The 25,378-nt window shown below is 69.1% G+C and carries 23 protein-coding genes; 6 read left to right on the top strand and 17 right to left on the bottom strand.

What is annotated here, in order from left to right; translation table 11 throughout:
• Positions 1 to 2: 2 nt before the first annotated feature.
• Positions 3 to 830, bottom strand: a complete 828-nt coding sequence (locus ACZ6DL_RS01470) for a GNAT family N-acetyltransferase (RefSeq protein ID WP_466048297.1) — start codon at positions 828 to 830, stop codon at positions 3 to 5.
• Positions 831 to 1,104: 274 nt separating this feature from the next.
• On the bottom strand, positions 1,105 to 2,397 hold the full coding sequence (locus ACZ6DL_RS01465) for an NAD(P)/FAD-dependent oxidoreductase (protein ID WP_466048296.1): 1,293 nt from the start codon (positions 2,395 to 2,397) through the stop codon (positions 1,105 to 1,107).
• 112 nt (positions 2,398 to 2,509) lie between these two features.
• Between ACZ6DL_RS01465 and ACZ6DL_RS01460 the strand changes: the two genes are divergently transcribed.
• The gene (locus ACZ6DL_RS01460; protein WP_466048294.1) at positions 2,510 to 3,367 is read left to right on the top strand and encodes a LysR family transcriptional regulator; all 858 of its coding nucleotides are present in this window, start codon (positions 2,510 to 2,512) and stop codon (positions 3,365 to 3,367) included.
• Between the two features lie 385 nt (positions 3,368 to 3,752).
• Here ACZ6DL_RS01460 and ACZ6DL_RS01455 read toward each other — a convergent pair whose 3' ends face one another.
• The 4 genes from ACZ6DL_RS01455 to ACZ6DL_RS01440 form a co-directional block, all read right to left on the bottom strand.
• The gene (locus tag ACZ6DL_RS01455; protein ID WP_466048292.1) at positions 3,753 to 4,808 is read right to left on the bottom strand and encodes a uroporphyrinogen decarboxylase/cobalamine-independent methonine synthase family protein; all 1,056 of its coding nucleotides are present in this window, start codon (positions 4,806 to 4,808) and stop codon (positions 3,753 to 3,755) included.
• A gap of 489 nt (positions 4,809 to 5,297) precedes the next feature.
• Entirely contained in the window at positions 5,298 to 5,519 is a 222-nt protein-coding gene (locus ACZ6DL_RS01450) for a hypothetical protein (RefSeq protein ID WP_466048290.1), read from the bottom strand.
• 184 nt (positions 5,520 to 5,703) lie between these two features.
• Positions 5,704 to 6,660 carry an electron transfer flavoprotein subunit alpha/FixB family protein gene (locus ACZ6DL_RS01445; protein ID WP_040868613.1) on the bottom strand — a complete coding sequence of 319 codons (957 nt, stop codon included), beginning with the start codon at positions 6,658 to 6,660 and terminating at the stop codon, positions 5,704 to 5,706.
• 37 nt (positions 6,661 to 6,697) lie between these two features.
• Positions 6,698 to 7,483, bottom strand: a complete 786-nt coding sequence (locus ACZ6DL_RS01440; protein ID WP_062969571.1) for an electron transfer flavoprotein subunit beta/FixA family protein — start codon at positions 7,481 to 7,483, stop codon at positions 6,698 to 6,700.
• A gap of 264 nt (positions 7,484 to 7,747) precedes the next feature.
• Here ACZ6DL_RS01440 and ACZ6DL_RS01435 point away from each other — a divergent pair, with 264 nt between their 5' ends.
• The 3 genes from ACZ6DL_RS01435 to ACZ6DL_RS01425 are packed head-to-tail and all read left to right on the top strand — an operon-like array spanning position 7,748 to position 11,462.
• Positions 7,748 to 8,566 (top strand): class I SAM-dependent methyltransferase, encoded by an 819-nt coding sequence (locus ACZ6DL_RS01435; protein WP_245659839.1) that lies wholly within the window; start codon positions 7,748 to 7,750, stop codon positions 8,564 to 8,566.
• On the top strand, positions 8,563 to 10,212 hold the full coding sequence (locus tag ACZ6DL_RS01430) for a 1,4-alpha-glucan branching protein domain-containing protein (protein ID WP_466048287.1): 1,650 nt from the start codon (positions 8,563 to 8,565) through the stop codon (positions 10,210 to 10,212). The genes ACZ6DL_RS01435 and ACZ6DL_RS01430 overlap by 4 nt, the downstream gene beginning before the upstream one ends.
• A complete protein-coding gene (locus ACZ6DL_RS01425; protein ID WP_466048285.1) occupies positions 10,209 to 11,462 on the top strand; it encodes a glycosyltransferase family 4 protein in 1,254 nt (417 codons plus the stop codon). Before ACZ6DL_RS01430 ends, ACZ6DL_RS01425 begins: the two co-directional genes overlap by 4 nt.
• A gap of 10 nt (positions 11,463 to 11,472) precedes the next feature.
• Here ACZ6DL_RS01425 and ACZ6DL_RS01420 read toward each other — a convergent pair whose 3' ends face one another.
• Both ACZ6DL_RS01420 and ACZ6DL_RS01415 read right to left on the bottom strand, forming a co-directional pair.
• Positions 11,473 to 12,018 carry a DUF1697 domain-containing protein gene (locus ACZ6DL_RS01420; protein ID WP_393228168.1) on the bottom strand — a complete coding sequence of 182 codons (546 nt, stop codon included), beginning with the start codon at positions 12,016 to 12,018 and terminating at the stop codon, positions 11,473 to 11,475.
• 241 nt (positions 12,019 to 12,259) lie between these two features.
• Complete coding sequence (locus tag ACZ6DL_RS01415) at positions 12,260 to 13,009, bottom strand: acyltransferase (RefSeq protein ID WP_062969608.1); 750 nt, start codon at positions 13,007 to 13,009, stop codon at positions 12,260 to 12,262.
• A gap of 232 nt (positions 13,010 to 13,241) precedes the next feature.
• Between ACZ6DL_RS01415 and ACZ6DL_RS01410 the strand changes: the two genes are divergently transcribed.
• Together ACZ6DL_RS01410 and ACZ6DL_RS01405 are read left to right on the top strand one after the other, a co-directional pair.
• On the top strand, positions 13,242 to 14,543 hold the full coding sequence (locus ACZ6DL_RS01410; RefSeq protein ID WP_466048282.1) for an outer membrane protein assembly factor BamB family protein: 1,302 nt from the start codon (positions 13,242 to 13,244) through the stop codon (positions 14,541 to 14,543).
• Between the two features lie 276 nt (positions 14,544 to 14,819).
• Positions 14,820 to 15,314 carry a hypothetical protein gene (locus tag ACZ6DL_RS01405; RefSeq protein ID WP_466048280.1) on the top strand — a complete coding sequence of 165 codons (495 nt, stop codon included), beginning with the start codon at positions 14,820 to 14,822 and terminating at the stop codon, positions 15,312 to 15,314.
• 20 nt (positions 15,315 to 15,334) lie between these two features.
• On the opposite strand, the gene ACZ6DL_RS01400 is transcribed toward ACZ6DL_RS01405, so the two are convergent.
• From ACZ6DL_RS01400 to ctaD, 9 genes are all read right to left on the bottom strand, one after another.
• On the bottom strand, positions 15,335 to 16,558 hold the full coding sequence (locus ACZ6DL_RS01400) for a class I SAM-dependent methyltransferase (protein ID WP_466048278.1): 1,224 nt from the start codon (positions 16,556 to 16,558) through the stop codon (positions 15,335 to 15,337).
• Positions 16,559 to 16,841: 283 nt separating this feature from the next.
• Positions 16,842 to 17,819 carry a class I SAM-dependent methyltransferase gene (locus tag ACZ6DL_RS01395; protein WP_181718802.1) on the bottom strand — a complete coding sequence of 326 codons (978 nt, stop codon included), beginning with the start codon at positions 17,817 to 17,819 and terminating at the stop codon, positions 16,842 to 16,844.
• Between the two features lie 37 nt (positions 17,820 to 17,856).
• Positions 17,857 to 18,633, bottom strand: a complete 777-nt coding sequence (locus ACZ6DL_RS01390) for an enoyl-CoA hydratase-related protein (protein WP_062969562.1) — start codon at positions 18,631 to 18,633, stop codon at positions 17,857 to 17,859.
• A 124-nt stretch (positions 18,634 to 18,757) separates the two neighbouring features.
• Positions 18,758 to 19,528 (bottom strand): NUDIX hydrolase, encoded by a 771-nt coding sequence (locus tag ACZ6DL_RS01385; protein ID WP_357958004.1) that lies wholly within the window; start codon positions 19,526 to 19,528, stop codon positions 18,758 to 18,760.
• A 106-nt stretch (positions 19,529 to 19,634) separates the two neighbouring features.
• Positions 19,635 to 20,468, bottom strand: coding sequence for an ABC transporter ATP-binding protein (locus tag ACZ6DL_RS01380; protein WP_040868647.1), 834 nt, complete (start codon positions 20,466 to 20,468; stop codon positions 19,635 to 19,637).
• A gap of 140 nt (positions 20,469 to 20,608) precedes the next feature.
• Positions 20,609 to 21,433 carry an aminoacyl-tRNA hydrolase gene (locus ACZ6DL_RS01375; protein WP_466048275.1) on the bottom strand — a complete coding sequence of 275 codons (825 nt, stop codon included), beginning with the start codon at positions 21,431 to 21,433 and terminating at the stop codon, positions 20,609 to 20,611.
• Positions 21,433 to 21,855: a protease inhibitor I42 family protein gene (locus ACZ6DL_RS01370; RefSeq protein WP_466048273.1), complete on the bottom strand. Its 423-nt coding sequence runs from the start codon at positions 21,853 to 21,855 to the stop codon at positions 21,433 to 21,435. The genes ACZ6DL_RS01375 and ACZ6DL_RS01370 overlap by 1 nt, the downstream gene beginning before the upstream one ends.
• 101 nt (positions 21,856 to 21,956) lie before the next feature.
• Positions 21,957 to 23,174, bottom strand: coding sequence for a phosphoserine phosphatase SerB (gene serB / locus ACZ6DL_RS01365; protein ID WP_062969559.1), 1,218 nt, complete (start codon positions 23,172 to 23,174; stop codon positions 21,957 to 21,959).
• A gap of 184 nt (positions 23,175 to 23,358) precedes the next feature.
• Positions 23,359 to 25,101, bottom strand: coding sequence for an aa3-type cytochrome oxidase subunit I (gene ctaD, locus ACZ6DL_RS01360; RefSeq protein WP_083863925.1), 1,743 nt, complete (start codon positions 25,099 to 25,101; stop codon positions 23,359 to 23,361).
• Positions 25,102 to 25,378 lie beyond the last annotated feature (277 nt).

Here is a 25,378-nt window from a genome sequence, read left to right as displayed (position 1 = left end):
CCTCACCGTCCCCCGTCGAGCGACGCGGCCGCGTCTTGTAGTCGGTCGAGGTACCGGGTGTTGATGGTGTCCAACCCGAGCAGCACGACGAAGTCGGCGACCGCGAAATCGGGATCGTGAGCGGGTTCGCCGCACACCTCCGCGCCCAGCCGCAAATACCCGCGCACGAGCGGGGGCAGCTTCGGCCGGGACGGCGGCGTCAGTTCGTCCAGGGACTTGCCGTCGACGATCACCGGGTTGTGCGGGTGCACCCGGCGCTCCGGGTCGGAGGCGTGCCTGCCGAGCAGCATGTCGCGCACGCCGCGCACGTTCACCCCGGGCGGGTCGGCCGGGGTGTCCTGCATCGGCACCGACACGCAGCCCATCACCCACTCGTAGCCGGTGAGCTGGATGTAGTGCAGGATGCCCGCCCACATGAGCGTGAGCACCGAGCCGTTGCGGTGGTCGGGCACCACGCAGGCGCGGCCCATCTCGACGATCCGCATCCCCTCCGGATCCAATTGGGCGAGATCGAATTCCGTCGCCGTGTAATACCCGCCCGCGGCGGCGACTCGGTCCGGCGGCAACATCCGGTAGCAGCCGACGAACTCGCCGCTGGCGTCGTCGCGCACCAGCATGTGGTCGCAGTGCTCGTCGAATCGGTCGGCGTCCAGGCCGGTTCCGGCGTCCGGGATCCGGAAGCCCGGCTCGTTCGCGAACACGTTGTAGCGCAGGCGCTGTGCGGCGACACGGTGGTCGCGGTCGGAGGAGACCACCAGCGAGTAGCGCGGCCGCCCCTCCCCGGAGTCCGTCGCTCGAGCCGGGGCTGTCAACACGGACGAAATAGTCATATCCATGATGAAGCCAGTCCGACAATGCGCCTCAGCAACCTCGAAGTGTCGCCGCGATGCCGGTTGGGTTAACGAGACGGCGGTCACACCGAGCGTTCACCGAACGGTTCCACCGTGTTCGTCCATCGGCATCGCAAACGCTTCCGACATGCGGTTTGTCGCGCGGGTCGCCGTTGTGGTCCAGTGCGGCGTGGCAAGCTGCGCGCCGGCCGCACACCGTGAATCGCGCCGCTTCCGACAGCGAGCAGCGCGATTCCTCAGGTGCGAGAAGTGATCAAGCGGCGCGGCTTCGCGCGGCGTGTACCTTCGGCGCAGTCGTGTCCTCTTCGGCGAAACCGGGACGTCCGGTGCCGATGAACGCGACCAACCACGAAGCGACCGCGGCGAAGCGGTTGCGGAAGCCGACCAGATAGAACAAGTGCACCGCGAGCCATATGACCCAGGCGACGACGCCACGGAAGGTGATGCGCTCGTTGAGCTTCGTCACGGCGCTGAACCGGCTGATGACCGCCATGCTGCCCTTGTCCCAGTAGGTGAACGGGGTACCGGGCTGCTTCTTGCGGCGGATGATGTCGGCGGCGTGCCTGCCCTCTTGCATGGCGACCGGCGACTGGCCGGGGTAGCCGTTGAGCGAGGTCATGTCGCCGATGGCGTAGATGTCGGCGTAACCGCCGACGGTGAGGTCCGGGTTGATCAGCAGCCGGCCCGCCCGGTCGGTCGCCACGCCCGTGGCCTCGGCCAGGATCTTCGCGAACCCGCCCGCTTGCACGCCCGCCGACCAGACCACCGTCTCCGCCGCGATGCCGTGCTCGACCCCGTCGGCGCTCTTGACGGTGACCTTGCCGTGCTCGATGTCGGTGACGAAGGTGCCGAGCAGCACATCCACGCCGCTGCGGGTGAGCGACTTCTTCGCGTATTCCGACAGCCCGCCCCCGAACGGCGGAAGCACCTCGCCCGCGCCCTCCACGAGCGTGACCGAAACCTCCTGGTGGTAATACCGTTTCGCCAGCTCCTTCAGCTGTCCCGCCACCTCGACGCCGGTCGCCCCCGCGCCGACCACGACGAAGCTCAGCAGCCTGCGCCTGGTCTGCTCGTCGGCCTGCGCGGCTTCGGTGAAGACGCGCTGGATCTGCGCGCGCAGCCGCCGCGCGTCGTCGATGGTCTTGAGCGAGAAGGTCTTCTCGGCGAAATCGTCCCGGCCGAAGTACGACTGGCTGGCCCCGGTGGCCGCGATCAGCGAGCCGTAACGGATGCGGTGGCGCTCGCCCTCGTGCTCGTAGGTGAGGACGGCCCGATCGGGATCGATGTCGACCACCGTGCCCAGGCGCACGTCCGCCTCGCGATGGCGGCGCAGAATGCCCGCGATCGGCGGCGCGATCTCATCCGATGCGAGCACACCGGTCGCTACCTGGTACAACAGCGGTTGGAACAGATGCTCGGGCGTGCTGGAGATCAGCACATAGTCCACCCCCGACTTGGCCAGCTGCTTGGCGGCGGCGAGCCCGCCGAACCCCGATCCGACAATGACGACACCCGCGGTTTCGATTCCCGCTTCCACGTACTGCATGACAGCCTCCTTCTCTCATTACCAACCGCGATCCGGAGGACGGATATTTCAGGTGTGTGGGCGCATAATTCAGATGAGTCTTATCTCGATTCGTAATTAATAGGAGGTCGCTGTGGAACTTCGGCAGCTCACCTACTTCGTCGCGGTGTGCGAGGAGCTCAGCTTCAGCGGCGCCGCGGCGCGGTGCTTCATCTCGCAGTCGGCGATCAGCCACCAGATCTCCCGGCTCGAGCGCGACCTCGGCGTGCAACTGTTCGAGCGCTCGACCCGCTCGGTCGTCCCCACCGACGCGACCGCCCGGCTACTTCCCCTGGCGAAACAAATGCTGAGCCTGGAATCGGCGATCCGGGCCGCCGTGCGAACGGTGGGGCCGCGCATCCGGCTGGCCGCGAACATGTCCTTCGCCACCCGCTCGCTGTCGGCCATCGCGGCCGCGCGCGCCGCGCATCCGGAGGCGGAGATCGAGTTCGTGATCAAACCCTTCCGTCAGCGCATCACCGCGGTGGCCGACGGGGACTGTGATCTGGCGCTCATTCGCGGCCGCGTCGACCAGCCGGGCCTCGTGGTGGAGCAACTCTGGGTCGAGGACCTCGTGATCGCCACCTCCAGCGCACATCCGCTGGCGACCAAAGACACGGTGACCCTGGCGGACCTGAGTTCGTACCCGCTGCTGCTGCCGCCGGAGCAGGAACAGGTCCTGCTGCACACCGTGATCCGCAACGCCTTCGCCGAACTGCCCACCGGCCCCACGTTCGGACCGCCGATCCCGCCCGATCACACGGCGACGATGGAGTTGATCAACCGGCCCGACGCGTGGACGGTCCTGTACGCCGAGAGCACGACCGAGGGACTGGTGGTGCTGCGGCTGGCCGAGTCCAAATTGCGCATCCCCGTGTCGGCGGTCCTGCGCGCCGACGCCCGGCGATCACCGATCCTGGACACCCTGCTCTTGGCGCTGCACCGCTGCTGAGCACGGTCATTCGTCAGCGGGCCGTTCATCGCCGCGAGACGTCGGCTGCGAGCGGTCCCCGGCTCCGGTCACGGAACCGGCGGCATCGTCCACAGCGACGATCGCTGGCGCGTCGATCGAGCGGGCAGCGTGCTCGCACCAGCGCTCAGGGAAGCGGAGTGAATCCGATTCCGATCGGGTTCGGTCCTTGCACTGCGATGTCGTCGAGAATTCCGTGATTCCGGTGAACCGGAACGGTGCTCACGGCTCGAGCGGCCTCGCGTGAGCCCGTGAACTGCTGCCGACTCCATTGTGCGTCGGCGGCATCTCATTCCGAGCCTGCCCAACCGATCGGGAACGGCCCCGAGGGTTGCCAGGGCCGTTCAACCGAGTCCAGGTGCGCGAATCAGACACCCAATTCCGTGGCCGCCAGCGCCGTGCCCTCGATGCGCGCGCGGATCTTGGCGAACGCGGTCTCCCGTGAGGTAGAGGTGTCGTCGGCGAACGGCGAGAAGCCGCAGTCGTCGCAGGTGCCCAACCGATCGACGGGCAGGAAGCGAGCGGCGAGCAGCACGCGGTCACGCACCTGTTCGGGTGTCTCGACGCGCGGATCGATCGGGTCGGTGACGCCGATGAACACCCGTGCCTCGGCGGGCAGGTGCTCGGCGACCACGGCGAGCACCTTCTCCGGGTCCGGCTCGCTGGCGAACTGGAGGTAGAACGCGCCCACCCTTAATTGCAGCAGCTTCGGCAGCAGTTGGACGTAGTCCACGTCCAGGCTGTGCGTGGAGTCCTGGTCACCACCCGGGCAGGTGTGCACGCCGATCCTGGCCCGCTCCTCGTCCGAAAACCGATCGAGCACCGTGTTGTTCAGCTCGATGAACTGGTCGAGCACGCCGCCGCTCGGATCGAGTTTGAGCGACAGCCGCCCCTCGGTGAAGTCCAGCTGCACCAGGTGCGCGCCCGCCTCCAGACAGCCGCGGATGTCGGCCTCGGCCGCGTCGGCGAGGTCTGCGAGGAACTGCTCGCGGGGGTAACCCTCGATCCCGTCGGCCGGATACAGCAGACTGAGCGCCGACGGCGCGATGACGGCCTGCTTCACCGGAACGGTGGCGTGCTGCCGCGCGTCGCGCAGATAGTCCGCCGCGTGCGCGGCATAACGGAACGGGCCGGAGGCCAGCCGGGGCAGCTGTCTTTGGTGCCCGTCGGCGAACGGGATGACCGCCCCGTCCGGGGCCAAATTGTCCAGCCCGGCGATCGGATAGGTGGCGAAGCTCGGCTTGGACTGCTCGCCGTCGGTGACGACGGGAGAGCCCAGTTCTTCCAGCTTGCGGATGGTCTCGGCGACCGCGCTCCGCTGGAGTTCGGCGAGCGCGGTTGCGTCGCCGGAATCGTCGGCCATGGCGGCCAGCAGATCGTGAGGTCGAGGGATGCTACCGATCGGTTCCGTGGGGATGCTCACCGGCCGAGTGTAAGTCCGCCACCCGCATCTCCGACGTCAAATCATTTGCACCGTATTTTCTTTCGCATCTGTCACGATTTTCGCTCACCTGGCCTCGAGAGGTCGCACCAATTTCGCGCCGACCTTTTCCGGCCGAGCACAACAAACCAAGCGCTCGAAGATCAGCGCCTCTACATCCTCATCGACCGCAACGGTTCGAACCGACCAGCGCCTAGGCGGAGTTGCTCGCACCCCGGCGTCGGTTCTCCGGTTTCGTGGTCGATGCGCACAAACAACACGTCGGCCGCACGGTGGCTGTTCGCTCGACCAGTTGTGTGGTCACAGTCGTAGATGGCGTCTTCGACGTCCTGATCGCGGGACTCGAGTCGGCTGTGGTCGAAAACGGAACAGGACCACCGCGCGGCAATCGACGCGGTGGTCCTGGGGTTGTGCGGCAGATCGTGCGGCGAGGGCGGTACGGACCAGGTCAGCCCGCCCTCACCACGTCGATCAGCGGAAGATGCCCACTCGCCAGCCGTTTCCTTCGGGCCTGCAGCTGTAGTGGGGGACATTGATGTCGCCCGCGGAAACGCGCCGCGCCTCCTCCTGCTTCGCGGCGGCCAGGCATTCCTTTTCGTTCGGATACACCTTTGCCTGCGCCGCAGGCGCGGAGGCGATCAGGGCCCCCGTAGCCAGCACGCCCATCAGCAGTCCCGTAACCGTCTTCTTCACTTCTGATCCCCTAGTGTCGATGACTCCCCCCCTTCGGGGGACTTGACGCCACTGAAACTAGCAGGCAACGCACGAGATTCGTCAACCACGCCGACCAGAGCGGTCTCGGTCCATCTGACGGGTATGCAGCAAAAGGCGGCCCCGGCCTGAAGGTCGGGGCCGCCTTTCGACCGTCCGGAGGGTGTCAGCCCTTGTGCGACTTGACCGCTTCGGTCAGCTGCGGCGCGACGTTGAACAGGTCGCCCACGATGCCGTAGTCGGCGATCTCGAAGATCGGCGCCTCTTCGTCCTTGTTGACCGCGACGATGGTCTTCGAGGTCTGCATGCCCGCGCGGTGCTGGATCGCGCCGGAGATGCCGAGGGCGATGTACAGCTGCGGCGAGACCGTCTTACCGGTCTGGCCGACCTGGAACTGGCCCGGGTAGTAGCCCGAGTCGACGGCGGCGCGCGAGGCGCCGACCGCCGCGCCGAGCGAGTCGGCCAGCGCCTCGACGACCGAGAAGTTGTCGGCGGAGCCGACGCCGCGGCCGCCGGAGACCACGATGCCCGCCTCGGTGAGTTCCGGACGGTCACCGGCCACGACCGGCTCCCGCGAGGTCACCTTGACCACGCCGTCTTCCTGCGCGGGCACCTCGACGGTCACCTTCTCGCCCGCACCGGCCTGCGCCGAGGCCTCGACGGCGCCCGGGCGGACCGAGATCACCGGAACATCGCCGGTCACCTTGGCGTCGACGGTGAACGCGCCACCGAAGATGGAGTGCACCGCGGTGCCGTCGGACTTCACGTCGATGACGTCGACCAGCAGGCCGGAGCCGATGCGGGCGGCCAGGCGACCCGACACCTCCTTGCCTTCGGCGGTGGCGGCGACGATCACGGCGGCGGGCGAGACCGACTCGGTCAGCGCGGCCAGCACGTCGACCTTCGGGGTCACCAGGTAGTTCTCCACATCGTCGGACTCGGCGATGTAGATCTTCTCGGCGCCCGCGGCGGCCAGCGCGTCGGCCAGCTTCTCGCCGGTGCCCGCCGTGCCGAGCACGACGGCGGCGGGCTCGCCGAGAGCGCGAGCCGCGGTGAGCAGTTCGGTGCTGACCTTCTTGATCGCACCCTCGGCGTGCTCGACGAGCACGAGTACTTCAGCCATTTGTTCTCTCCTAGGAAGTCTGCAGGCGCTACCGAGATCAGATGATCTTCTGGCCGATCAGGTACTGAGCGATCTTGCTGCCGCCGTCGCCCTCGTCCGCGATCTTCTCGCCCGCGGTGCGCGGAGGCTTCGGGGTGGCCGCGGTGACAGTGGAGCCCGCGTTCGCGACGCCCACGGTCGACGGGTCGACGCCCAGGTCGGCCAGCGTGAAGGTCTGCACTTCCTTCTTCTTCGCGGCCATGATGCCCTTGAAGGACGGGAAGCGCGGCTCGTTGATCTTCTCGGTGACGCTGACGATGGCCGGGAGGGTGGCCTCCAGCTTGAACACGCCGTCGTCGGTCTCGCGCTCGCCGGTGATCTTGTCACCGTCGACGGTCAGCTTGCGCAGGTGCGTCAGCTGCGGGAGGCCGAGGTATTCGGCGATGATCGCGGGCACGGCGCCGGCGCGACCGTCGGTGGCCTCGTTACCCGCGATGACCAGCTCGACACCCTCGACCTGGCCGAGCGCGCTGGCCAGCACCCACGCCGTCTGCACGGCGTCGGAGCCGTGGATGGCCGGGTCGTTGATGTGGATGGCCTTGTCGGCGCCCATGGACAGCGCCTTGCGGATGGCCTCGGTGGCGCGGTCGGGACCGGCGGCCAGCACGGTGACCTCACCGCCCTGGGCTTCCTTGATCAGCAGCGCTTCTTCGACGGCACGCTCGTTGATCTCGTCGAGGACGGCGTCGGCGGCCTCGCGATCGAGCGTGTAGTCACCGTCGGTGAGTTTGCGCTCCGACCATGTGTCGGGAACCTGCTTGATGAGTACGACGATGTTCGGCATCGGTCTTCGTCGACCTCCTGTTCTGGTTACACGTAAATGGTGGTCGCACGAGCTGCGCCGTACGCCCGGGTGGGTGGCTCAGGCCGTGACATTACCTTACGTTAAGTTACCCGTGGGTAACTTGGTGGCTTCTCTCTCACAAGTGGGTACCACGCGTTACAGTGCCCCGGTTCGGCGGCCCCGGGTCCGGCCTGCCAGAGCCGCACTTCCGAGCCGACCGGGTGGGGTGTTTCCCGCGGATGCGGTGCCAGTAACGTCGGAGTGATGAGCGAGGCTGTGATCCCTGCCGCAGTGGGCGACCCGTCCGGCATCTCCGTGGACACCGAGGCCGCCGTCGGCGCCGTCGAACCACTGCCGCTGACCGGCGAGCGCACCGTTCCCGGCATCGCCGAGGAGAACTACTGGTTCCGCAGGCACGAGATCGCCTACGCCCGCCTGCTGGACCGCTGCGCCGGAAAGACCGTGCTGGAGGCGGGTTCCGGCGAGGGCTACGGCGCGGACATGATCGCGGGCGTGGCCACCAAGGTGATCGGCGTGGACTACGACACCAGCGCCGTCGAGCACGTGCGCGCGCGCTACCCCCGCGTGGAGATGATCCAGGGCAACCTCGCCGAACTGCCGCTGGAAGACGCCTCGGTCGACGTCGTGGTGAACTTCCAAGTGATCGAACATCTTTGGGACCAGTCCCAGTTCCTGCGCGAGTGCCTGCGGGTGCTGCGCCCCGGCGGCGAACTGCTGATCAGCACACCCAACCGGATCACCTTCTCCCCCGGTCGCGACACTCCGCTCAACCCGTTCCACACCAGGGAACTGAACGCGGCCGAGTTGACCGAATTGCTGGTCGATGCCGGTTTCGAGGTCACGCAGATGATCGGCGTGCACCACGGGCCCGGCCTGAAAGCGTTGGACGCCAAGCACGGCGGGTCGTTCATCGACGCGCAGATCGAACGGGCGCTGGCGGGCGAACCGTGGCCTGCGGAACTGACCGCGGACGTCGCGAGCGTCACGGTGGACGATTTCGCGCTGGTCGCCGCGGACATCGACGCGAGTCTGGATCTGGTCGCCATCGCGGTGAAGCCTTGACCGATCTCAGTACCGCAAGCCCGGTGCCGGGCCAGTTCACCTTGGTCCTGCACTCCCACCTGCCCTGGCTGGCCCATCACGGCCGCTGGCCGGTCGGCGAGGAATGGCTCTACCAGTCCTGGGCAGCGTCCTACCTGCCCCTCGTCGAGGTCCTGCGAACCCTTGCGGCCGAAGGACGTTCGCATCTGCTCAGCCTCGGCATCACGCCGGTACTCGCGGCCCAGCTGGACGACCCGCACTGCCTGGCGGGCATGCACCACTGGCTGGGCAACTGGCAGCTGCGCGCCGACGAAGCCGCCATGGCGGGCAATGTCGCGCTGGGCAGGCACGAACATCGCTTGGCCGCCGCCGCCCTGGCCGAGTTCGAGCAGCACTGGCGGCACGGCGCGGCGCCGGTCTGGCGGGCGCTCATCGACGCGGAGACCATCGAACTGCTCGGCGGCCCGCTGGCCCACCCGTTCCAGCCGCTGCTGGATCCGCGAATGCGCCGGTTCCAGCTCACCGAGGGCCTGGCCGACGCGCGGCACCGCTGGGGTCACACACCGACGGGCATCTGGGCGCCGGAATGCGGATACACACCCGGCATGGAGGTCGGTTACGCCGCCGCGGGTGTGACACATTTCATGGTCGACGGTCCCGCGCTGCGCGGCGACACGACGCTCGGACGTCCGGTGCGGGATTCCGACGTGGTCGCGTTCGGCCGCGATCTGCAGGTGAGTTACCGGGTCTGGTCCCCGAAATCCGGCTACCCGGGCCACGGCGCCTACCGTGACTTTCATCACTACGACCATGCGACGGGTCTCAAACCCGCGCGGGTCACCGGCAAGACCGTGGCGGGCCCGGACAAGGCTCCCTACGATCCGGAACTGGCCGCCGCGGCCGTGGCGCGGGACGTGGACGACTTCGTGCGGACCGTGCGCGAACGGTTGATCGCCGAGTCCGACCGGATCGGCCGGCCCGCCCTGGTCGTGGCCGCGTTCGACACCGAACTGTTCGGCCACTGGTGGCACGAGGGGCCGCAGTGGCTGGCGCAGGTGTTGCGCGCGCTGCCGGAAGCGGGCGTCACGGTGGGCACCCTTGCCGACGCGCGAACACGCGGCTACCTGGGCGAACCGGTGCCGCTGGCCGACTCGTCCTGGGGTTCGGGCAAGGACTGGCGGGTGTGGGCAGGCGAGCAGGTACGGGATCTGGTCGAGCTCAACGACGACATCGTGCGGCTGACCCTGGACACCATCGACAAGATGCGCGCCGCGCAGGGCGGCGCACTCGGGCTGCGCGACCACGTCGCCGATCAACTGCTGCGCGAGGCGATCCTCACCGTCTCCAGCGACTGGGCGTTCATGGTGAGCAAGGACTCCGCCGCGGGTTACGCGCGCGACCGGGCGCACCGGCACGCCCACGCGGTCCGGGAAATCGCCGCGGCCGTCGGGGCGGGCCAACTCGCGAAAGCACGGCAGTTGGCGGCAGGATGGGGGGCAGCTGACGGACTCTTCCCCGGCGTGGACGCGCGACGACTCACCTCCGCGGGGTCCGTACCCAGCGCCACCGGGGCAGTATCCGCCGCCGTGCCAGGACCGGGCTCCGCCACCGCGGACCGCGGGCCGGTTCCGGCGGACCCGGGCTCGGCCGCAGAAGGACTTGCATGAAGATTTTGATGGTGTCGTGGGAGTACCCGCCGGTCGTGGTGGGCGGGCTCGGCAGGCACGTGCATCACCTCGCGGTCGAACTGGCCGCGGCCGGTCACGAGGTGGTCGTGCTGTCCCGGCGTCCCTCCGGCACCGACGCCGCGACCCATCCCACGCACTCCTACATCGCCGACGGCGTGCTGGTGGTGGCGGTCGCGGAGGACCCGCCGGTCTTCGACTTCGGCGAGGACATGCTCGCCTGGACGCTTGCCATGGGGCACGCGATGGTGCGCGCGGGCGTCGCGCTCGGCAAGCCGGGCATCGGCGACGGCTGGACGCCCGACGTGGTGCACGCGCACGACTGGCTGGTCGCCCACCCCGGCATCGCCCTGGCCGAGTACTACGACGTGCCGCTGGTGTCGACCATCCACGCCACCGAGGCGGGACGGCACAGCGGGTGGGTCGCGGGCAAGGTCAACAAGCAGGTGCACTCGGTGGAGTGGTGGCTTGCCAACGAGTCCGACGCGCTGATCACCTGTTCGTCGTCCATGCAGGACGAGGTCGAACGGCTCTACGGTCCGGAGCGGATCCCGATGACGGTGATCCGCAACGGAATCGACGTGGGCGCGTGGACCTTCCGCCCGCGCTCGCCGCGCAGCGGTCCGCCCCGGTTGCTGTACGTGGGCAGGCTCGAGTACGAGAAGGGCGTGCAGGACGCGATCGCCGCGCTGCCCCGCATCCGCCGCGCCCATCCCGGCACCACCCTGACCGTCGCCGGCGTCGGCACCCAGTTCGAGTGGTTGCGCGAGCGCGCCCGGGTGCACCGCGTGGCCCGCGCGGTGACCTTCGCCGGTCAGCTCGACCACTCCGAACTGCTCGGCTGGCTGCACGGCGCCGACGCGATCGTGCTGCCCAGCCGGTACGAACCCTTCGGCATCGTCGCGCTCGAGGCGGCCGCGGCGGGCACCCCGCTGATCACCTCGACGGCGGGCGGCTTGGGCGAGGCGGTGATCGACGGCGTCACCGGCGCCTCGTTCGCGCCCGCGGACATCGACGGCTTGGTCGAGGCGGTCCGCGCCACCCTCGACGACCCCGCCGCCGCGCAGCAGCGCGCCTACGCCGCCCGCGAACGGCTCACCGCCGATTTCGCGTGGGACGTGGTGGCCGCGGAGACCGCCCAGGTGTACCACTCGGCCAAGCGGCGGGTGCGCAACCCGCTCGGCCGCCCCTCGATCGTGGAACGTCCGCTGCCGGAACGCGATCCGAAGTAATCCGGCCCGGCTAGGCCGCGAGCTTCTTGACGATGCGCTCGACGGTGAGCCAGGTGCGAGTGGTGATGTCCTTGCCGTACGTCTTCTCCAGCCACGCCATGAAGTCCGGCGTCTTGCCCGGCTCGCTGTTGTCGATGATCGCGAGGAAGGCGCGCGCGGCCTCGTCGTAGCCGACGACCCGGGTGAGCGGATCGGGGTGCTCGGGCAGGCTGGCCGGCGGCTCGGCGGTGTCCTTGAGGAACGTCGCGATCAGGTACGTGCCCCGCCCGTGGGTCAGACCGTGGAACGGGTCGGTGTCGAGCAGCGCACGCAGTTCGTCGTGGCTGCGGATGATCGTGCCGCCGCCGATCCCCAACTCCCGGATCAGCGCCTGCTGGATGCGATCCTCGAGCTCGGGCACGTCGGACTCCGCGGTGTGGAACACGATATTGCCGCTGGCCAGTACCGAGCCGACGCCTTCGAAGCCGAGCGATTCGAAAACCCCGCGCAATTTGGCGTTGCTCATGTTCGGATTGCTCGGCATGATCCCGCGCAGCAGCGCGGCGTAGGCAGTCATAGCGCCGAACCTACTCGCCCGCACCGACGAATCCGGGCCTCGAACGGGCAGCCTCGGGTCTCCGCTCGGATCGGAGGTGCGGGCGTGGGGAACCCGAGCGGGCGACGCTCGTCCAGCGACAGCCGCGCACGGCTCGGCGCGACGAACTCCGCGGATGAACGCGCGCTGCGCTCAGGCGCCACTGCGTAGACCCTCGCCGGCCCTGAGGTGAGGCCGCCGCGACTCCGTCCAGCTCTACCCGTCAGGCGGTCTGCGTGGCGCCGTTCTTCTTGCGGGCGATGTCCTCGAGCGCGGCGAGGTATTCCGCACGCTGCTCGGCGCCCGCCTCCCAGGCCGCCTTACGGTTCTTGACGACCTTGGCCGGTGCGCCGACGGCGATGCTGTAGTCCGGGATCTCACCCTTGACCACGGCGTGCGCGCCGAGCACGCAGCCGCGGCCGACGCTGGTCTCGCGCAGCACGGTCACCTTGGCGGCGATCCAGGTGTCGGGGCCGATGCGCACCGGGCTCTTCACGATCCCCTGGTCCTTGATCGGAACGTTGATGTCGTCCATCTTGTGGTCGAAGTCGCAGATGTAGCACCAGTCGGCGACCAGGGTCGATTCCCCGATCTCGATGTCGAGATAGGTGTTCACGACGTTGTCCTTGCCGAACACCACCTTGTCACCGATGCGCAGCGAACCCTCGTGGCAGCGGATCGCGTTGCCATCGCCGATGTGCACCCAGCGGCCGATCTCCATGCGGGCCAGCTCCGGGGTGGCGTGGATCTCCACGCGGCGGCCGAGGAAGACCATACCGCGCAGCACGATGTGCGGGTTCGCCAGGCGGAACTTCAACAGCCGGTAGTAGCGCACCAGATACCAGGGCGTGTACGCCCGGTTCGCGAGCACCCAGCGCAGCGACGCCGGCGTCAGAAAACGCGCCTGCTGCGGATCCCGGCGGCGCGATCCCCGCCAGCGCGAGCGCAACGGTGCGCCCCACATGCTCGTCACGAACGGTTCTCCTGTCGTGGTCCTACCGGCCGTCGCGCGCCTCGGCGGCGACGGATAGAGCCTATCGCCCGCGGTGAGCACCACGACGAGCACCCGCGACGAGAACGCCGGGACGCGTTCACCCGCGCGCGGACCTCCCGTACAGTGACTCCTGCGCCGGAGACGGCGACGGCGAACGCCAACGACGACAGGAGTGCGGCAGGTGCGAAGCGGCGGCGTACTGGCTACTTCCATGTGGCGACCGTCCCGGAAACGTGCCGCGGCCGCGCTGGCCGCGGTCGGCGCGCTGGCATTGGCCGGGTGCGGCACCGATTACGACGACATCACCGTCGGCACCGGCAAGGGCTGGACCGCCGCCTATCACGACGGCCGCAACAGCGGCACCGGCCCGGTCACCGGATCGCGGGAGCTCGAGCTGAGTTGGCAGCGGCCGGTCGGCGGCCCGATCGCCCAGCCGATCACGCTGGGGCCCGACAGCCAGCTGTTCGTCACCACCCGCCTGCAGAACTGCTCGATCTTCTCCTTCCAGATGGCCACCGGCCGCAAACGGTTCTGCAACGCCTTGGGCCCGAGCGCGATTACCGCGCCCTCGTCGGTCGACGGGATGAGCAACGTCTACGTCGGCGACGACAGCCGGGTGATCTCGTTCAACTACCTGGGGCAGCCACGGTGGGCCACGCCCGTCGCGGGAACACCGGCCTCGGTGCAGTTCACCGGTGACGGAAAGCTGCTGACCGTCACGCGTTCCGGCCAGGTCGACGTGCTGTCGAGGCAGACAGGCGACCGGACGGTGCCGACCGTGCAGTTGCTCGGCGAACCGGATTTCCTCGTGCACGCGGGCCTCAGCTGGCCCGACGCGAGCCAGGGCCTGGACGACTGCGCCACCGGCGGGCCGCAGTGCCCCGTCGCGACCATCTCCGCCGTCGACGCCGGCAGTGGCCGCTTCTACGTGACGCTCTGGCAGCCGGGGCGGCCCGCGGCGGCAGTGGTCGCGTTGCGCTACACCGGCGAGAAGCTCGTGCGGGAGTGGAGCGCCGAACTGCTGCTCGGCGGCAGCGCGACCAGCCCGGCCCTGTCCGCCGACGGCGCCACCCTCTACGTGGGCGACAACAACAACCGCCTGATCGCCCTGGACACCGCCGACGGGCGAACCAAGTGGGTCCACCGGCTGGACTGGACGCCGCGCGGGGGCATCTCGGTGTCGGACGACGGCCTGATCATCCCCTCCGGCGACGACGGCTACCTGCTCGGGCTGCGGGACAACGGCGACGCGGTGGAAACCGTCTGGGAGCGCAAGGATCTGGCGCTGCGCGGCTCCGCGGCGCAGACCGCGGGCGACACCGGCTACGCCGTCGCGGCGATCGGCGACGGCCTGAACCTCGTCACCTTCGACACGCAGACCGGAGCCACCCTCGACTCCGATGTGCTGCCGGGCGCGAAGGGCACCACCACCGGCACATCGGTCGGCGCGAAGGGCGAGGTCGTGGTCGCCACCCGCATCGGCGAGATCTTCGCGTTCGCGCCGGAGAAGTAAGCATCGTCGGTCCTCTCACCCCCGCTCGTACGCCGGGCGGGTCTTCGTCTGAGCCGGACCGCGAAGTGGCGAATGGCATCTTTGAGGCCGCGGCAGCGCGGTTGGTCGGCGCGGCCGAGTCGGCGGTAGAGTCGCCTCGATCTTGTTGTGTGCTGGTCCGAGGGGGGAACTTTGGCGAAGAGTGGGATTCTTGCGCGTCTCGGCGGGGCGACGGTAGTCGCTATCGCTCTACTCACGTCTACCGCGGCGTGCGCCGGCACGGTCGACGGGCGTCCGGTGGCAGCGTCGCAGAGCCGGGCCGCGACAACCACACCGGCGCCGGTCGCCGATGATCCGTTCCAGGAACACGCCGTCGATGACGAGTGTGTTCTGAGCGGGGCGGAAATCAGTGCCTTGGCGGAGGTGAGCCTCGGCGACGGGCACGACACCAAGACCAAGCGCGACGACGGTTCCTACGGCCGAAGCTGCACCTACTACCTCACCGCCGGTGGGATTCTGTCCTTCACCGCATCGATCAAGGTGATGCGGCCGCAACAGGGTTCGGTGACCGAGGCGACCATCGCGCGGCTGAAGAGTCCGACCACGCGCGAACTCCCGGGGATCGGGCGATCGGTCCTCATCGAAGCGAAGGCCGAGTTCCCGCAGGCTTGGGTCCTCACCGACCGGTTCGTCGTCCGCGTCTTTCTCGTCGGCAGCAATCTGTCCGCCCCGCCGACAGACCGACGGTGGGCCGCCGCGGCGAGACTCGTCGTCGCGAAACTCCCGGCGTAGCGCGCGACGCAGCCGGATCGTCACGGGGTGGAACAGAGGAAGACCGTCGCGGCACGGCCGATTCGTGTGATCACCAGCGTGTGCGGTCGAGTGCCACGGAGTTTGAGGCGCGAACGGAGCGCATCGGGGTCGATATCCACGCCTCGCGTGCGGATTTCGAGAGGGCCGCAGTCGCGGCGATGGAGTTCGGCGCGAAGGGATTTCTCGCGGAAGTCCATGCGGTCGAGGATGCGGAAGCCACGCACACCCTCGGGGACGGTGTCTCCGGTGAGATAGGCGATGCGCGGATCCAATTGCCACAAGCCGTGTTTCGCGGCGTAATGACGCACGAGTCCGGCACGCACGACGGCGCCGTCCGGGTCGATGATCCACTGCCCCGGCGGGCGCTCCTCGATGACGTCGGGTTCGGCATCGGTGATGGTCCACCCGCCGCCCTTGGACGAGAGCACCCTCGCGCGACGGGTCACTCCGGCCTCGGTGAGCCCTGGAGACCACAGGCACGCCTCACGCACCGAGCCGTCGAGCGAGACCACCTCGACCTCACCGGACCAGTCGAGCCGGTCGAAGTCCAGACCGGGAGCGCATTTCACGGCGATATCACGGGCGGCGTAGGCCGCGAGCAGATCCGGCAGCGGCGGTTGGAGTTTGGCCGGGTCGTGCGTGCGGCGGCCGTCGGCGCGCCGGGCCGGGTCGGCGATGATCACGGTGTCGCGACTACTCGGACGCAGCGCATCCGCCCTGATCAGCATCACATTCCGGGTCAGCTCCGACGGGGAGGCGGCGGACGTGAGGCAGGCCCGCTCCCCCGCTCCGAGCCGGTGCGCCCCCAGGTTGTGCGCGGCGATCGCCAGCCGCACCTCGTCCAGATCGCTGCCGAGCACCGCCGGGCACACCCGGGCCAGCTCGACGAGTTCGGCTCCGATCGAGCAGGTGACGTCGTGCACCGTCCGCCCGGCCAGCCGGGTGGCCCGCTGCCGTGCCACGAGCGTCGGGGTGGCCTGCTGAAGCGCGTCGTCGGTGAGGAGCCACTGCCCGGCGTCGAGGAGTTTCGCGGCGGCTCTGCGCCGCAATCGCACGGTCTCGATCAGGGCCGCCGCCCGGTCGCCGTGCGCGCGACGCACGAACTCGAGATCCCGCAGGTGCGTCGCCGGGGTGAGCGCCAGCCGATCCGCCTCGGCCAGCGCGTCCCGGCCGATCGCGCTACCGAGGTACCCGACATCATCACGGGTGAAGCGGTAGCCCACTACCGAGCTCCCGTAGTCGTCCGCACCGTGCCGACCAGCCTGAGTCCGGGTGTCGGGACCGCAACCCGAGTCGTCGCGACGGCCCGGCTCGGGTTGCCGGTGCGGGTGATCTCAACGGCGACCTGTTCCCGAATTTCTGTGGCGATCCCGTGAGCCTTGGTCCGGTCACCGTTGCGGTGGCGCCCCATCTCCAGGTTCCGACGCGCAGACGCGGGCCGTCTCACCTGGGCAGCATGGTCGCTGCCCAGGTCGGCGATGCGGTCGCGAGAGGTAGCGCGGCCCACTACTTTCCGGCGGAGCTCGGCTTCACGCCGGTGATCATGGCGTTGTAGAAGAACTGGCGCGGCACCACACGGCGCATGACGTTCTCGTCCACCCAGCTCAACCCCAGCCAAGCGCGGTACATCGCCATCCGGTAGCGCCAGGTGAGCTTCTCGGCGGGCACGGCCGCCTCGAAGGTGCGCACCGGCCAGCCCCACAGCGCGGCCGCGAATTCCTCGGTCTTGGCGGCCACCTCGACGGCGCCCGCCGAGCGGGCCATCGCCTCCAGGGCGCGCGGATCGAACGTGTGCAGGTCGACGACCGCCTCCAGGGCGGCCGCGCGCGAGGACTCGTCCAGCTCCTCCTGCGGACGCCGCCAGTCGCTGAGCATCGGCAGCTTGGTGACCGTGGTGGTGGCCTTCCAGGTGATCCGGCCCAGCCAGCGCGCGTAGAAGTTGCCGACGGTGGTCGGCTCGCCGGCGAACACGAAGCGGCCGCCCGGCTTGAGCACACGCAGGCACTCCTTGAGCGCCAGCTCGACGTCGGGGATGTGGTGCAGCACCGCGTGGCCGACCACCAGATCGAAGGTGTCGTCGTCGTAGGGGATGGTCTCCGCGTCGGCGACCCGGCCGTCCACGTCCAGACCGAGGTGCTGCGCGTTGCGCAGCGCGACCTTGACCATGCCCGGCGACAGGTCGGTGACCGAGCCGGACTTCGCCACGCCCGCCTGCATCAGGTTCAGCAGGAAGAAGCCGGTACCGCAGCCCAGTTCCAGCGCCTTGCCGTAAGGCAGTGGCGCGGGACCCACGGCCAAGTCGAACCGGCCGCGCGCGTACTCGATACAGCGCTCGTCATAGGAGATGGACCATTTGTCGTCGTAGGTCTCGGCCTCCCAGTCGTGGTAGAGAACCTGGGCCAGCTTCGTATCCTTGAGCGCTGCTTCGACCTCTGCCTCGGTGGCGTGCGGGTTCGGCGCGGGGTCGTCGGGACGTACCGTCATGGTCGGCAAGCCTACCCAAATCCGCAGTTGACGCCTGCTATCGCCCCACGAATTCCGCCGACCCCGGACCGTCGGTCAGATAGGAACCTGTTCCTATCAGGCGATCTTCGGTCGTGAACAGGGCCGACCACTCGCCACGGGCGCGATCGAGGCCGTGCGGACCTGCTTCGAAGACCGCTTTGGCGGCGGCCAGGGCGCGGGCGGGACCGTCGGTGAACTGGCGTGCCCACCGCATCGCGGCGGTGTACACGTCGTCCGGCGCGACGACCTCGTCGACGAGGCCGAGCGCCTTCGCCTCGTCCGCCTCGACGAAACGACCGGTGTAGACGAGGTCCTTGGCCGGGCCCGGTCCGATCAGCAGGGCGAGCCGACGGATGCCCGCGAGCGGGATCAAGCCCGTCTTGATCTGCGGCAGACCCAGCTTGACGTTGTCACCGATGACGCGGCGGTCCGCGCCCAGCGCCAGCTCCAGCCCACCGCCGAGGCAGTAACCGCTGATCGCCGCGACCGTGGGCTGCGGGATCCGGGCCAGGCAACCGAGGTCCTGCTGCAAGTCGGCCGCCATTGCGGCGGCCTGATCACTGCCGAGACCGAACAGTTCGGCCACGTCGTCACCCGCCGAGAACACCCGTTCGTCGCCGTACACGACCACCGCGGCAACGCCCGGGTCGGCGGCGACGGCGTCGGCCGCCTCGGCCAGTTCCCGCACCAGCTGCGCGTTCAGCAGATTCATCGGCGGGCGGGCGAACCGCAGGACGGCCACGCCGCGCGCGGCATCGCCCTCGGGCAGCTCCAGGGTCACGAATTCGGCCATGGCAGGCCACGCTACCGGGTGCGCACCGGCACCTTTGGTCAGCCCTGAGGACGGAGAGCGGCGGCAAGCGGCATTCGCCGGAGGCAAACCGCGCCCAACCTCCACGTGGGGCAGGGGCACCCCGTCAGGGCCGCACGGAACCTTTGAGGCGCCCGGCGTCGGGGAGATCGGCGAAGTAGCGGTGGTTGTCCGGGAAGGAGAGCAACTGTCTGCCGTCCGAATCGGCCAGCACCGGCAGGATCGGATCGATCGCCCGCTGCGCTGCCAGGATGTCGGCGGTGGAGTGGAATTCGCCGAGTTCGACCAGTTGTGTCCAGGTCGGCGGCAGCAGCACGTCGGCGCCGGAACGCCAGCGCGCCAGCGCTTCGGCGGGGGTGCTCCACCGCACCTCCGCCGCCTCGGACGTGGCGCCGTCGGCGAGCTGCCCCTCCGGGAGGATGGCGACGAAGAACCGGGTGTCGTAGCGGCGCGGCTCGATGACCGGGGTGATCCAGTTCGCCCACGGCCGTAACAGATCGGCGCGTAGGACGAGTTCCTCCTCGGCGAGGAAGGATGCCAGCGACAATTCCCTGCGCTCCAGCCTGCCGCGCGCGTCCCGGTAACCGGTGGTGTCGGAGACGACGCTGTCGGCGGTCGGGCCTGCCAGCAGCACGCCGCACTCCTCGAACGTCTCCCGGACGGCCGCGCAGACCAGCGCCTTGGCCCTGGCCTCGGTGGTGGCGAACCGCTCGGCCCACCACGCGGGCTCGGGCCCGGACCAGGCGATGTCCGCGGTTCCGTCGGACGGGTCGACGCCGCCGCCGGGGAACACGGTCATGCCCGCGGCGAACGCCATGGCGCCGACCCGGCGCTGCAGGAAGATCTCGGGCCCGTCGGCGCCGTCGCGCACCAGCATCACCGTCGACGCGTCTTTGATCGGTTGCTGAGAGTCTGCCTGCGGTTCTTTCTCACTCACCCCTGCACCCTAACGCGCGCTTGGTGAGCGACGGACACCGTCCGAGTCAGCGGGTGCGGTGCCGGCCCGCGCGGCGCGAGCGGCGCGCGAAGTAGCGTCCGTCGACTCGATCCAGCGCGATCGATTGGCGGAAGGCGTCGCTGAGGTTCTCCGAGGTGAGCACGTCGGACAGCAGTCCCTGCGCGACCACTTCGCCCTCGTTGAGCAGCAGGCCGTGGGTGAAGCCGGGGGGAATCTCCTCCACGTGATGGGTGACGAGCACGATCGCGGGGGCGTCCGGGTCGGCGGCGAGATCGCCGAGCCGCTCCACCAGTTCCTCGCGGCCGCCCAGGTCAAGGCCCGCCGCCGGTTCGTCGAGCAGCAGCAGCTCGGGATCGGTCATCAGCGCGCGGGCGATGAGCACCCGTTTGCGCTCGCCCTCCGACAGCGTGCCGTAGGTGCGGTCCGAGAGATGTTCGGCCCCGAGGCTTTCCAGCATGTCGATGGCGCGGTCGGTGTCCATCTCGTCGTAGCGCTCCCGCCAGCGGCCGAGCACCGCGTAGCCCGCGGACACCACCAGGTCGCTGACCTTCTCATCGATCGGAACCCGGCTGGCCACCGCGGCCGAGGACAGGCCGATGCGCGGACGCAACTCGTTGATGTCCACCTTCCCGATCCGCTCCCCGAGCAGATGGGCGACGCCCGCGGTGGGGTGCATCTCGGCGGCGGCCATCCGCAGCAGCGAGGTCTTGCCCGCGCCGTTGGGACCGAGGACCACCCAGCGTTCGTCGAGTTCGACCTGCCAGGTGACCGGACCGACGAGAGTATGGCCCGAGCGGCGGACGGTCACGTCGGTGAAATCGATGAGCAGATCGGGATCCGGTTGCGGCACGCGCTCCATCTTGGCCCACCTGAGGGGACACTTGCCAACGCGGGGAGGGAAAACCGAGCCGGTCGGTCGGATCTACGCCGGAACGCCGCTGTCACGACCGCGTCGGCCGCCGCACCGACACGCCCACGACGGGGACGCCGCAGGAGGTTTCACCAGGTTCGGGCGGGCACCGCGATCACCGTCATCGAGCCGGGCGCCACTTCGGTGAATCCGGCGTCGCGCACGGCGACCGCACCGCCCTCGGCCACTTGCCCGGCCAGCGACGCCCAGCGCGGCGGGTCGGCTTCGCGCACCGCGCACCTGAAGCCCAGTTCCGCCCAGCGCAGCGCGTGCTCGACCGGCAACGCACCGGCCAGCAGCATGCTCGCGTGACCCACCTGCGCGGCCGTCTTGCCCAGCGTCATCCCGAGCGCGGCGTTCACCCACAGCACCGGCAGGAGCGGATCGGGCGGCCCGGGAGCGTCGTGCTCGAGATCGGTGCCGCCGATTTGCAGACGCTTGATCCGCGGATCGACCTCGCCCACCGGTCCGGGGACCAACGCGCGCGCCTGCGCGCCGTCGATCTCGACGGTGACGCCCGGTACCGCGCAGGTGGCCTGCCACTGCGCGCCGCGCGCCCGCCGGGCCACCTTGCGAATGCGCGACCGCTTCCATGCGAGATACGGCTGTTCCCACTCGCCGCCGGGCCCGACCCGCTCGTCCAGGCACAGCGCCACCGCGGCGGCCGCGGCCGCTGCCAGCAACGCGCTGCGCGGGGGCGGATCGGCCTTGGGCAGGTGCAGGACCATCTGCATCGCTTGCACCATGGCGGGGTCGTCCGGATCGCCCGCGCCGTGGTAGCCGCGCGCCAGCTCCGCATGCCTGGCATGGAATGTCGCGATATCCGAGGTCGCCGCGGCGAGGTCGGATGGGGCGGCCGTGGAATTCTCTGCGCCGCGCCCGACTTCGGCGCCACATTCCGGAATGCGCGTCATCACTGCACCTCGATCGTCAACGAAAACGTCCGTGCCGGTGCCAAGCCCTGGTCCCACGGACGCGTGTACTCCAACTTCAACGGGGTGACACCGGCCTCGACTCCAACGAAGTTCCATACGGCGGTGCCACCCGCGCCCGGCGCGACCGGCACGGCCGGATCGGGTTCGTAATCCGCCTCGCCGTCCTGCCGGACCGCCGACGAATCCATCTGCGCGACACTCCAGGAGTATCCGGTCGACGGGTTGGCTGGCAGGGCGACCACGAGACGCTGTCCGACCAGCAGCCGCCGCTGCTGCCCGTCGTCGGCATCACCAACCCGCACAACCGGTTTCGCGTCCTCGGCGGGATGGGTCTCGCGCGAGTCGTTGCCGCAACCCACCACCGTCGAACAGAGCAGCAGAACCAGCAGGGACTCGCGCACCTGTCCTCCGATCGGCGAATGATCAACTCGCGGCGAGCCTACCGATCGTGATCTGCGCAGCGGCAGGCCGCGAGTCGTCCGGATGCTCGGTTCCGGACCGCTCAGCCCAGCGGAACGCGGCGCAGCAGGCCGTCCCTGGCGTCGGCGGCCTCCACCTCGTGCCGGGTGACCCCGAGGATGAACAGGACGGCGTCCAGGTACGGATGCGAGAGCGCGGCGTCGGCCACCTCGCGCAGCGCGGGCTTGGCGTTGAAGGCGACCCCGAGCCCGGCGGCGTTGAGCATGTCGATGTCGTTGGCGCCGTCACCCACGGCGACGGTCTGTTCCATCGGTACCCCGGCCTCGGCCGCGAACTTGCGCAGCGCGGTCGCCTTGGCCGCACGGTCGACGATCTCGCCGACGACGCGGCCGGTCAGCTTGCCGTCGATGACCTCCAGCGTGTTCGCCTGCACGAAGTCCAGCTCCAGTTCGTGCGCCAGCGGCTCGATCACCTGCCGGAAGCCGCCCGACACCACGCCGCAGCGGAAACCGATCCGGCGCAGGGTGCGAATGGTCGTGCGCGCGCCGGGGGTCAGCTCGATCCGGTCGGCCACCTCCTCGATCACCGACTCGTCCAGCCCGGCCAGCGTCGCGACCCGCTGCCGCAGCGATTCGGCGAAGTCGATCTCCCCGCGCATCGCGGCCTCGGTGACCTTGCGGACCTCGTCCTCCACGCCCGCGTGCGCGGCGAGCATCTCGATGACCTCGCCCTGGATCAGCGTCGAATCGACGTCGAACACGATCAGCCGCTTGCCCCGGCGGGCCAGCCCGGCCCGCTCCACGGCGACGTCCACCTGTTCGGCCACGGCGACCTCGGCCAGCGCCGTGCGCAGCCGCGAGTCGGTGTCCGGGCCGGAGTCGGTCGCCGTGACCAGCAGCTCCATGCCGGTCACCGGGTAGTCGGCGATACCGCGGATGGTGTCGATATTGGCGCCCAAGACGGCCAGTTGCCGTGACACCGCGCTGAACGCCCGCGCGGTGACCGGACTCCCGAGGATCACCACCGCGTGCGTGGACATCGGCTGCCTGCCGATCGCCGCGTCCACTTCCACGTCGACGTGCATGCCGACGGTGTTCATGGCCTCTTCGAGTTCGTCCTGCAACGCCTCGGCGTCGGTCGGGCAGGTGACCAGGACGCCCAGGGTCAGCCTGCCCCGGATCACGACCTGCTCCACGTCCAGCAGGCTCACATGGTGCCGGGACATGGCCGCGAGCAGCACGGAGGTCACACCGGGGCGGTCGGGTCCGGTGACGGTGACGAGGACGGTGGTGTCGGCCAACTGATGCGCTCCATGTTCGATGTTCGCCGTCGCTGTGCTGGACGTCGTTGTCGCAACGCACGGTGCGTACTGATCTCCACAAACGAGTGTGCACCCGCTGATGACCAGCGGGTGCACACTCGTCGCGATGAATCCTACGGCGGGGCCGGACGTCGCCCGCGCGTTGCCCCGGCGCGGAAACGCCCTACTTCGCCAGGGCGTTCGGCTCGTGCAGCTCGGTCGCGTGCTTGCCCGCGCCCCAGCCCACGTGGGCCTCGGCGCGCATGCGCTCGACCATGTGCGGGTAGTGCAGCTCGAACGCGGGGCGCTCGGAGCGGATGCGCGGCAGCTCGTAGAAGTTGTGCCGCGGCGGCGGGCAGGTGGTGGCCCACTCGAGGGAGTTGCCGTAGCCCCACGGGTCGTCCACGGTGACCACCTCGCCGTAGCGGTAGCTCTTGAAGACGTTCCACAGGAACGGCAGCATCGACGCGCCGAGCACGAAGGCGCCGATCGTGGAGATCGTGTTCAGCGTGGTGAAGCCGTCGCCGGGCAGGTAGTCGGCGTAGCGGCGCGGCATGCCCTCGGCGCCCAGCCAGTGCTGGACCAGGAAGGTGGTGTGGAAGCCGATGAAGGTCGTCCAGAAGTGCCACTTCGCCAGGCGCTCGTCCAGCATCCGGCCGGTCATCTTCGGGAACCAGAAGTAGATGCCCGCGTAGGTGGCGAACACGATGGTGCCGAAGAGCACGTAGTGGAAGTGCGCCACGACGAAGTACGAGTCGGTGACGTGGAAATCCAGCGGCGGGCTGGCCAGGATGACGCCGGACAGACCACCGAAGAGGAAGGTGACGATGAAGCCGATGGAGAACAGCATCGGCGACTCGAACGTGAGCTGACCGCGCCACATGGTGCCGATCCAGTTGAAGAACTTCACACCGGTCGGGACCGCGATGAGGAAGGTCATGAACGAGAAGTACGGCAGCAGCACCGCGCCGGTCGCGTACATGTGGTGCGCCCACACCGCGATGGACAGCGCGGCGATACCGAGCGTGGCGTAGACCAGCGTGGTGTAACCGAAGATCGGCTTACGCGAGAAGACCGGGAAGATCTCCGAGACGATGCCGAAGAACGGCAGCGCGATGATGTACACCTCGGGGTGGCCGAAGAACCAGAACAGGTGCTGGTAGAGCAGGATGCCGCCGGTCGCGGGGTCGTAGATGTGGCCACCCAGGTGGCGGTCGTAGGCCAGGCCGAACAGCGCGGCGGTCAGCAGCGGGAAGGCCAGCAGCACCAGGACGCTGGTGACGGCGATGTTCCAGGTGAAGATCGGCATCCGGAACATGGTCATACCGGGAGCGCGCAGGCAGACGACGGTGGTCAGCATGTTCACGCCACCGAGGATGGTGCCCAGACCGGACACCGCCAGGCCCAGGATCCACAGGTCGGTGCCGACGCCGGGCGAATGCAGGATGTCGGTGAGCGGCACGTACGCCGTCCAGCCGAAGTCCGCAGCGCCGCCCGGGGTGATGAAGCCCGCGGTCGCCATGCTGGCGCCGAACGCGTACAGCCAGTAGCTGAAGGCGTTCAGGCGCGGGAAGGCGACGTCGGGGGCGCCGATCTGCAGCGGAAGGATGATGTTGGCGAAGCCGAACACGATCGCGGTCGCGTAGAACAGCAGCATGATCGTGCCGTGCATGGTGAACAGCTGGTTGAACTGCTCGGTGGAGAGGAACTGCAGGCCCGGCCGGGCCAGCTCACCGCGCATCAGCAGGGCCATCAGGCCACCGATGAGGAAGAAGCCCATCGACGTGGTCAGGTACATGACACCCAGGACCTTGGGGTCCGTGGTGGTGACCATCTTGTAGATGAACGAGCCCTTCGGCCCGGTCCGAGCCGGATAAGGCCGAGTCGCTTCCAACTGAGGGACTGGCTGGGGCTCTACGGCAGTCACTGATCCTCCTGAAAGGTGCCTTCAATTCGCTCCGCAGGCTCCGCTGATCGCATCCATCCCTATGTCGGGACAGACGACAGTTCGCTTGCGCTCTTCGAATCGTAAACCCGCGCCTCCCGAGCCGACCGAACGGGTCCTACTCTCTGTCGTATTTGTTTGGCGGGGTTGTTCGGCCGCGCCTGCGGCGCGGCGTGTTCGCGGCCCCTTCATGGCTCGCGAACGGCACATGCTCGGTTTCGCTTCGCTCGAAAGACGCGGCTGGGCCGAGTGGTCGCGT

Source organism: Nocardia sp. NPDC041819 (assembly GCF_055590505.1).
Note: the sequence above shows the minus strand (reverse complement) of the source record. Positions and strands in the feature narration are given on the sequence as shown.